The following is a 383-nucleotide window of genomic DNA, read 5'->3' on the forward strand; positions in this document are numbered from 1 at the left end:
ATCACACCAGCAATCCCACCAGCAATAGCAATGAGGACATCCCAAATGGTTGGAGAGGTTCGTGCAATCAACTCGCTACTTGCATAAGACAAGGGAGAAATCCAGAAATACAGAGTCGAGACAAGCAAACTGACCAACACTTGAGTCAATAAAACCTCTAGAGATTGCTTGATTAAACGCGTATCAAAAATAGCTAAACCGAATCCCAGTCCAACAATCGGTGTCATGAGAGGTGAAATCAACATGGCTCCTATAATGACAGCTGTTGAATTCATATTTAGTCCGATAGAGGCAATAAAAATTGCACACATCAAAATCGCTGTATCTCTCAATCGAACATGAAGGTCATCGTATAATTTCTCACGGTATTCCCGTGTTGAATA

General features: G+C 41.0%; 1 protein-coding gene. It reads right to left on the reverse strand.

Features of this window, described 5'->3' with window-relative positions; all coding sequences use genetic code 11:
• Positions 1–383 (reverse strand): DUF389 domain-containing protein (locus CYK18_RS10655; RefSeq protein ID WP_101786499.1); only part of this gene is annotated, 383 nt, incomplete at both ends.

The sequence above is a fragment of the Streptococcus mitis genome (assembly GCF_002860865.1).
Lineage (GTDB): Bacteria > Bacillota > Bacilli > Lactobacillales > Streptococcaceae > Streptococcus > Streptococcus mitis_AT.